The organism is Anoxybacillus sp. ST4 (genome assembly GCF_019448545.1).
Taxonomy (GTDB): Bacteria; Bacillota; Bacilli; order Bacillales; family Anoxybacillaceae; genus Anoxybacillus; species Anoxybacillus pushchinoensis.
Window position 1 is genome coordinate 1 of record NZ_JAHZOE010000090.1, and the last position, 293, is coordinate 293.

Sequence of the window (293 nt, forward strand, 5' to 3'; positions counted from 1 at the left end):
CCTTAGAAAGGAGGTGATCCAGCCGCACCTTCCGATACGGCTACCTTGTTACGACTTCACCCCAATCATTTGCCCCACCTTCGGCGGCTGGCTCCCGTAAGGGTTACCTCACCGACTTCGGGTGTTGCAAACTCTCGTGGTGTGACGGGCGGTGTGTACAAGGCCCGGGAACGTATTCACCGCGGCATGCTGATCCGCGATTACTAGCGATTCCGGCTTCATGCAGGCGAGTTGCAGCCTGCAATCCGAACTGAGAGCGGCTTTTTGGGATTGGCTCCCCCTCGCGGGTTCGC

Annotated in this window: 1 rRNA gene; it reads right to left on the bottom strand. The window is 59.0% G+C overall.

The annotated features are described in order from the left end of the window. Positions 1–6 precede the first annotated feature (6 nt). Positions 7–293, bottom strand: a 16S ribosomal RNA gene (locus K1I44_RS15130); the annotation flags it as partial.